Raw genomic sequence first — 7,721 nt, 5'->3', positions numbered from 1 at the left:
AGCACGAGGTCGGCAGCCTCGCGTTTGAATTCAGGAGTAAAGGAGCGGCGTTGTTTGGTCATCTGACACCTCGATCTGGCGAGCATTCTCGCCTAAATGGGTGTCCGGTTTCATTAGACCACTACACGCACCACTTTCGCTCTCTCTGAGAATTGATGAATAAAGATCTGAGCAATGTGGCAGGTCTTTTTTTATCTCTCCACCTGAGGCTTCTCTCCGAAAGGCAATTCTGCGAATCTGTCGGAAATTTTTTATTCGACAATTTTTTAGCGGCCTACCCATGACAAACCTATCCCAATGGATTGAAGACAAGAATCAAGATGAATGGTGGATATTCATCAAGCGGCTTTCAGCTAACGACACAGGACTTACAGGGGGGAACGGGGTAGGTATTTATGTGCCCAAAGCTGTTGTGGCCACAGCACTACCGTCTATTTCGAGCACCTGTTGTCTGAATCCTGACTGCAGTCTGACGGCGCAGATCACGTCACATAGTTTTCCAGAGCAGACGCTGAGAGGCATTTACTACAACAACCGCCACTTCGATGGGACGGGAAAACGCAACGAACATCGTTTGACCAGATGGAATACAGATTTCAGGAATAGCCCCGCCCAAGACCCCGAGAACACGGGAGCATTAGCAATCTTTGCATTTCATGTGCCCCATTTAGGACGGGATTCCGAGTTTCTAGATATCTGGATATGCAAGAGTCTGGAGGAGGAGGAGTTTGTTGAGAATAAAATTGGCGAAGTGATTCCCGGCAGTTCACTTTTTGACAGAGGGGATAGACTGTTTGCTGGTTTCGCTGCAGGTCTGGATAAAGAACCTAGTCGTGTTGTGATTCCTCCACTCTGGGAAGACAGGTTTCCAAGTGGTGAGGAAATTATTGCCTATCTTCCCTCAGTATTTCGTTTTAGCAAAACAACGCCTGATGATCTGATCATCGAGCGGCGTGAGAACGAATATAAATTGTTCCGGCAAATTGAGAAGCTTCATATTCTGCATCGGGTTCAGAAGGGCTTCAGTTCTGTTGATGACTTCATGCAAGTAGCGAACTCAGTCAGCAATCGACGTAAATCGCGGTCTGGAAGATCTCTAGAGATACATCTTGAGCATATCTTTCGACAGTTCGGGCTGGAGAGTTTTAGTTCGCAGTGCAGAACTGAAGGTAACAAACGACCTGACTTTATATTTCCTTCATGCGCTGACTATCATGATCCTGCATTTCCCGAGGAGAGTTTGCGTATGCTGGCCGTCAAGACGACCTGCAAGGACCGCTGGCGCCAAGCTTTAAATGAGGCCAATAGAGTAGAAGGAATTCATCTTTTTACGCTACAAGAGGGTGTTTCTCCTAATCAATTTTCTGAGATGGAAGATGCGGAAGTCACACTGGTGGTTCCCAGGCCTTTGCATACAAAATACCCTGAAGAAGTGCGGGGTAAGCTTATGACGTTAAACGATTTCATAGTAGAGACTAAATTAATCCGATGAAGTACCTACGGTTGGATCACTACGGGAAAATGTAGCGTCTGAGGATGCGCAAATGTAGATATCAGCTATAAGATAGGTGTGGAATGATAGATGTTGTAGATGGTGTGACAAGGTCTCGAATGATGGCGGGTATTCTTGGGAAGAATACAAGGCCTGAATTGATTGTGAGACGTTATCTCCACGCCTGTGGTTACCGTTATAGACTTCACCATAAGGATTTACCCGGTAAGCCTGACTTGGTTTTGCCCAAGTATAAACTGGTCATATTTGTGCATGGTTGTTTTTGGCATCGTCATGCAAACTGTGTATACGCAACCTCTCCTAGTAGTCGTCGTGATTTTTGGGAGGAGAAGTTAAATGGGAATATCTCAAGGGATCAGAGGCAAATTTCCCTGTTAAATGCGGAGGGTTGGAGGGTTATTGTTGTTTGGGAGTGTGGTTTGAAGCATTTGCGAGATGAGCTAAGATTCTTGAATGAAATGATCGTTAACTTTGACGAAGCGTTACAAGTTTGGCCAGATAAGCCGGCTAAAGCAATGTCGTAGTCGTAGGGGGGAGGCGAAAATGATAATGGTTGCTATATTTTCATGGTTTTTTCCAGGCTTTCTTAATGTGTGAGCGTGAATGTTTTTGGCGTGTTTTCGCAAATCTGTAAAACACCTGGGTTTAAGATGCTATGGCTACTAGTATTTTGGGTAGATAGTTAGTTGATTTTAAAGTGCCACGGCGCGAGCTAGAAAGCTCAGGTGGATAAATTGATCAGTCGGCGAAGTATGATATTTTGGAATTATTTACTTTTTTTGTTTGCGGCTTTAATTGCGTCCTGTACTCACCGGATTTTTCGAATATTTTCTCCCTTTACATTAAAAAGTACCGAGATGGCTGAGCACTGCGTAAAGCCGTAGATGTTATGGTGTGCCCGCCCGTGAACTTTAGGCAAGGCTCCCTATAAGTCATTTTTGCGAATAGCACATTAGGGAAGGATTGATTTTTGCTGCGTAGGCGACTATAAATTGGAGTGATGGCCAGATGATGGTGTTTTCTGGGGGAGCATGGTAGCGCTCAGGGAGCGCGGTCTATAAGTATGCATGGTAATTCAGTTTCTTTGTCTGTTCTTAATGTTTTGCTGAAAGTTGCAAAGGAGTGGTTATGAATTTTGGTACTGTTAGGTTTAAAGTGTCGTGCCTTAAAACGCTTACTGCGGTTGAAGCTGATCCTGATAGGTCATAATCAACATGAGTTTAATGGGGTGAAAGAGCTAAAAGATTTATTCGGGGAAAAGAGATTCTCCGCGCCAGCTACGTTCTCTGTAAGGGGCTCCGCTGTAAAGTGTGAAACTGGCATTACTTGGTATGATGCGCGCGAGGCCCATCCTTCTCGTACTGAGCATAGGCTTTACTTTAAAACCAATGTAGTTATGGAGCAAGCCGAGGAGGGAGATAATATTGTCGTAGGTTATGATACTAACGATAGGCTTAATTTTGTTTTGCTCAAGAAGCAAGCGCCCGATCATGTTGTTCACGAAGCTTGGGCAAGGCTTTAAGAGGTTGGTGTGCTTTTCTGTTTTTTTTTTAGCTTAAAATTTCAATAAAAAAGCCACCCGTTTAGGTGGCTTTTTTCTCTATATCAATCCCAGCTCAACGCCCCACCAGTCTGGTACTCGATCACACGCGTTTCGAAGAAGTTTTTCTCTTTCTTCAAGTCCATAATCTCACTCATCCAAGGGAACGGGTTAGTCGTCCCTGGGTATTCTTCTTTAAGACCAATCTGCGACAACCGACGATTAGCAATAAACTTCAGATAATCCTCCATCATCGCCGCATTCATCCCCAACACCCCACGCGGCATGGTATCTCGCGCATATTCAATCTCCAGCTGCGTCCCCTGCAAAATCATCTGGGTCGCTTCTTCCTTCATCTCGGCATCCCACAAATGCGGGTTTTCGATTTTGATCTGGTTGATCACATCGATACCGAAGTTCAGGTGCATCGACTCGTCACGCAGGATGTACTGGAACTGTTCTGCCACGCCGGTCATTTTGTTGCGGCGGCCCATGGACAGGATCTGGGTGAAGCCGCAGTAGAAGAAGATGCCTTCCAGGACGCAGTAGTAGGCGACGAGGTTGCGCAGCAGTTCTTTGTCGGTTTCGACGGTGCCGGTTTCGAACTTTGGATCGGAGATCGAACGGGTGTACTTGAGGCCCCAGGCTGCCTTTTTGGCCACCGATGGAATCTCGTGGTACATGTTGAAGATCTCGCCTTCATCCATGGCCAGGGATTCGATGCAGTACTGGTAGGCGTGGGTGTGGATCGCTTCTTCGAAGGCCTGGCGCAGGATGTACTGGCGGCACTCCGGGTTGGTGATCAGGCGGTATACGGCCAGCACCAGGTTATTGGCAACCAGGGAGTCGGCGGTGGAGAAGAAGCCGAGGTTGCGCATGACGATGCGGCGTTCGTCGTCGGTGAGGCCTTCGGGGTTTTTCCACAGGGCGATGTCGGCGGTCATGTTGACCTCTTGCGGCATCCAGTGGTTGGCGCAGCCGTCGAGGTACTTTTGCCAGGCCCAGTCGTACTTGAAGGGTACGAGTTGGTTGAGGTCGGCGCGGCAGTTGATCATGCGCTTTTCGTCAACGGCGACGCGGGCGGCGGAGCCTTCGAGTTCGGCGAGGCCTTCGGCGACGTCGAGTTTGTCCAGGGCGGCCTTGGCGCGCACGATGGCGGCGGAGTCGTTGGCGGTGACGGCGCGGGCTTCGATGGCGGCGGCAGCGCCGGCACCGTCGAGGCGGTCCATGTTGGCTTCGGTGGCGTGGCCGGCGTTGGCGCCTTTGGCGGCTACTTCGCCTTCTTCTTCTTTGTCGAATTCGTCCCAGCTCAGCATGACGTGTCGTCTCCTGCGTGAGGGCTCAAAGGTGCCCGTGTGAAACCGGATGGTTGGGTGTTCACACGGCCCTGAGGCCGCGGTGGATCTTAAGGAATCGTTTGTTGCAACAGCTCGCGCAGGCAATTAAACGGAATAGGGTTACGGGTTCTGCTTGAGGCTTGAGGTGCGCAGCGACAGGCGCGTGCTTGCGCGGAGGCCTCAGGTCTGGCTCTTCATCCCAGTGTAAAGGGATATTGCAGGCCCGATTTACCCGCGCATTATAGGGAAAAAATCGGCTTTGTGTTGCGGTGGATGGTCACGATTGAGGGCCAAAATGCTGTGGTTTTCGGCCAGAGCGTGTGTTTGCAAGGCTTTGCTGGGGTAGGAATTTTTTGACAGGCGGTGGGATAGTTTTTGTAGGGCTGGGGAGGGGGAATTGGGAAGGGCTGTGTGGGATGGGTTTGGCTGGGATCGCCATCGCAGGCAAGCCAGCTCCCACATTGGGTCCGGGGTGGACATGAGGGCGGTTCTTGGCCGCAAGAACGATTTCTTGCGGCGACCAAGATCCGGGTTTAGATCTGACTAAACAAGTTATTACCCGTTAGAACAACCATTGCCCATGACTTGATATTGAAGAATGTGCCGCTGACCTTGCGAATCTTCATATTCCATTTGTACCGGTACAACCTGGCACACTTCCGGGACGCTGCTCATGGATAAAACTTTGGCAACATCCAAGTGTGTGCTGTAAGTGTAGTCTTCAACTACCGGTGCGTTGCGTCCAGCCAGCTCAGTCGGGGCTTCGTCGGCCAGGGCGGCGGTAGCGCACAAGCTGCTGAGGGCCATAACTACTAAAGCTTTCATTTGTGTTTTTACCTTCTTCAGGGCGAAAGGGGTCACGGGGCCCTTATGAGGCCGCGTGTGTAACTTAAGAGTTGGGAAGTTCGGATTAACGTTGCCTTCGTGGGGGCTGTTACGGTGTTAATCACGGTGCCGTGTTGGCGGAGTTGATTTTAGGCCTGCGGGTTATATTCATATACCCGTGCTTTTGATAAACACTATTGGCGGTTTTTGTAACAATCCCGTGGTAAAGGTTTTTTCATCAGGCGTGAAAGCCACGCAGGGCGCGGGCCAGAGCCCTGAAAGGGCATAGCAGGGCATTTTGTAGGGGCTTGTTACTACCATCGTCGAATGGTTCTATGGGGGCGCCCCGGCTACAACAGGGCATACAAAAACAACTATTGTCACCGAGGTAAGAAAGATGAGTGCGGCTTCCCTGTACCCCGTTCGCCCCGAAGTAGCAGCCAACACGCTGACCGACGAGGCGACCTACAAGGCCATGTACCAGCAGTCGGTGGTCAACCCCGATGGCTTCTGGCGCGAGCAAGCCAAGCGCCTTGACTGGGTCAAGCCTTTCACTGCGGTCAAGCAGACCTCTTTCGACGACCACCATGTCGACATCAAATGGTTCGCCGACGGCACCCTCAACGTTTCCTACAACTGCCTGGACCGTCACCTCGCCGAGCGTGGCGATCAGGCGGCGATCATCTGGGAGGGCGATGACCCTTCCGAAAGCCGCACCATCACTTACCGCGAGCTGCATGAAGAAGTCTGCAAGTTCGCCAACGCCCTGCGTGGCCAGGATGTGCATCGCGGCGACGTGGTGACTATCTATATGCCGATGATCCCCGAAGCCGTGGTCGCCATGTTGGCCTGTACCCGCATCGGTGCGATTCACTCCGTGGTGTTTGGCGGTTTTTCACCGGAAGCCCTGGCCGGTCGCATTATCGACTGTAAGTCGAAGGTGGTGATCACCGCCGACGAAGGCATCCGCGCCGGTAAGAAAATTCCGCTGAAGGCCAACGTCGACGACGCGCTGACCAACCCGGAAACCAGCAGCATCCAGAAAGTCATCGTGTGCAAGCGCACCAATGGCAACATCAAGTGGAACCAGCATCGCGACATCTGGTACGAAGATTTGATGAAAGTGGCAGGCGCCGTGTGTGCGCCAAAAGAGATGGGCGCCGAAGAAGCGCTGTTCATCCTTTACACCTCGGGTTCTACCGGCAAGCCTAAAGGCGTGCAGCACACCACCGGCGGCTACTTGCTGTATGCCGCCCTGACCCATGAGCGTGTGTTCGACTACCGCCCGGGCGAAATCTACTGGTGCACCGCCGACGTCGGTTGGGTCACCGGCCACACTTATATCGTCTACGGCCCGCTGGCCAACGGCGCGACCACGCTGCTGTTTGAAGGCGTGCCGAACTACCCGGATATCACGCGGGTGGGCAAGATCGTCGACAAGCACAAGGTCAATATCCTCTACACCGCGCCGACCGCGATTCGCGCGATGATGGCTTCGGGCACCGCTGCCTGCGAAGGTGTGGATGGCAGCAGCCTGCGCTTGCTCGGTTCGGTGGGTGAGCCGATCAACCCGGAAGCCTGGGACTGGTACTACAAGAATGTCGGGCAATCCCGTTGCCCGATTGTCGACACCTGGTGGCAGACCGAAACCGGCGCCACCTTGATGAGCCCGCTGCCGGGTGCCCACGCACTCAAGCCGGGTTCGGCGGCACGCCCGTTCTTTGGTGTGGTGCCAGCGTTGGTGGACAACCTTGGCAACATCATCGAGGGCGCTGCCGAAGGCAACCTGGTGATCCTCGATTCGTGGCCAGGCCAGGCGCGCACGCTGTATGGCGACCATGACCGTTTCGTCGACACTTACTTCAAGACCTTCCGTGGCATGTACTTCACCGGCGACGGCGCGCGCCGTGATGAAGACGGCTACTGGTGGATCACTGGGCGTGTGGACGACGTGTTGAACGTCTCCGGCCACCGCATGGGCACTGCCGAGATTGAAAGCGCGATGGTTGCGCATCCGAAAGTCGCCGAAGCGGCGGTGGTGGGTGTGCCCCATGACATCAAGGGGCAGGGCATCTATGTATATGTCACGCTCAAGAATGGTGAAGAGCCGAACGAAGCGCTGCGCCTGGAGCTGAAAAACTGGGTGCGCAAAGAGATTGGGCCGATTGCCTCACCGGATGTGATCCAGTGGGCGCCGGGCCTGCCGAAGACGCGTTCGGGTAAAATCATGCGCCGGATTCTGCGCAAGATTGCCACGGCTGAGTATGACGGGTTGGGGGATATCTCCACCTTGGCCGACCCAGGTGTGGTGGCGCATTTGATTGAGACGCACAAGACCATGAACGTCGCATAAGGCGGGCTGGGTCAGATAAAGCCCCGTTCGGCGTGAGCCGGGCGGGGCTTTTTTGTGCGGCTCGAAGACGATGGAAATCCCCTGTGGGAGCGGGCTTGCTCGCGAATGCGGTGGATCAGTGAGCAGAGATGTAGCTGACCCACCGCATTCGCG

The 7,721-nt window shown here is 52.5% G+C and carries 6 protein-coding genes; 4 read left to right on the top strand and 2 right to left on the bottom strand.

The window, feature by feature from the left end:
• Positions 1-280 precede the first annotated feature (280 nt).
• From ACTD9P_RS28940 to ACTD9P_RS28930, 3 genes are all read left to right on the top strand, one after another.
• Positions 281-1,492, top strand: coding sequence for a type II restriction endonuclease (locus ACTD9P_RS28940; RefSeq protein ID WP_438870327.1), 1,212 nt, complete (start codon positions 281-283; stop codon positions 1,490-1,492).
• A gap of 86 nt (positions 1,493-1,578) precedes the next feature.
• Positions 1,579-2,037: a very short patch repair endonuclease gene (locus ACTD9P_RS28935; protein ID WP_438870328.1), complete on the top strand. Its 459-nt coding sequence runs from the start codon at positions 1,579-1,581 to the stop codon at positions 2,035-2,037.
• A gap of 659 nt (positions 2,038-2,696) precedes the next feature.
• Positions 2,697-3,035, top strand: coding sequence for a hypothetical protein (locus ACTD9P_RS28930; RefSeq protein WP_438870326.1), 339 nt, complete (start codon positions 2,697-2,699; stop codon positions 3,033-3,035).
• A gap of 83 nt (positions 3,036-3,118) precedes the next feature.
• Here the strand turns inward: ACTD9P_RS28930 and ACTD9P_RS28925 are convergent, their stop codons facing one another.
• Together ACTD9P_RS28925 and ACTD9P_RS28920 are read right to left on the bottom strand one after the other, a co-directional pair.
• Positions 3,119-4,369 (bottom strand): ribonucleotide-diphosphate reductase subunit beta, encoded by a 1,251-nt coding sequence (locus ACTD9P_RS28925; protein ID WP_017134657.1) that lies wholly within the window; start codon positions 4,367-4,369, stop codon positions 3,119-3,121.
• Positions 4,370-4,945: 576 nt separating this feature from the next.
• A complete protein-coding gene (locus ACTD9P_RS28920; RefSeq protein WP_438870325.1) occupies positions 4,946-5,215 on the bottom strand; it encodes a DUF2790 domain-containing protein in 270 nt (89 codons plus the stop codon).
• A 397-nt stretch (positions 5,216-5,612) separates the two neighbouring features.
• Between ACTD9P_RS28920 and acs the strand changes: the two genes are divergently transcribed.
• On the top strand, positions 5,613-7,568 hold the full coding sequence (gene acs, locus ACTD9P_RS28915) for an acetate--CoA ligase (protein WP_438870324.1): 1,956 nt from the start codon (positions 5,613-5,615) through the stop codon (positions 7,566-7,568).
• The last annotated feature ends 153 nt before the right edge of the window (positions 7,569-7,721 follow it).

It is taken from the genome of Pseudomonas onubensis (assembly GCF_965653655.1).
GTDB lineage: Bacteria > Pseudomonadota > Gammaproteobacteria > Pseudomonadales > Pseudomonadaceae > Aquipseudomonas.
Note: the sequence above shows the minus strand (reverse complement) of the source record. Positions and strands in the feature narration are given on the sequence as shown.

Bases quoted from the DNA above. Each gene is read 5' to 3' on its own strand.
- ACTD9P_RS28920 (WP_438870325.1), bottom strand. From the start codon at position 5,215: ATGAAAGCTTTAGTAGTTATGGCCCTCAGCAGCTTGTGCGCTACCGCC.
- acs (WP_438870324.1), top strand. From the start codon at position 5,613: ATGAGTGCGGCTTCCCTGTACCCCGTTCGCCCCGAAGTAGCAGCCAAC.
- ACTD9P_RS28940 (WP_438870327.1), top strand. From the start codon at position 281: ATGACAAACCTATCCCAATGGATTGAAGACAAGAATCAAGATGAATGG.
- ACTD9P_RS28925 (WP_017134657.1), bottom strand. From the start codon at position 4,369: ATGCTGAGCTGGGACGAATTCGACAAAGAAGAAGAAGGCGAAGTAGCC.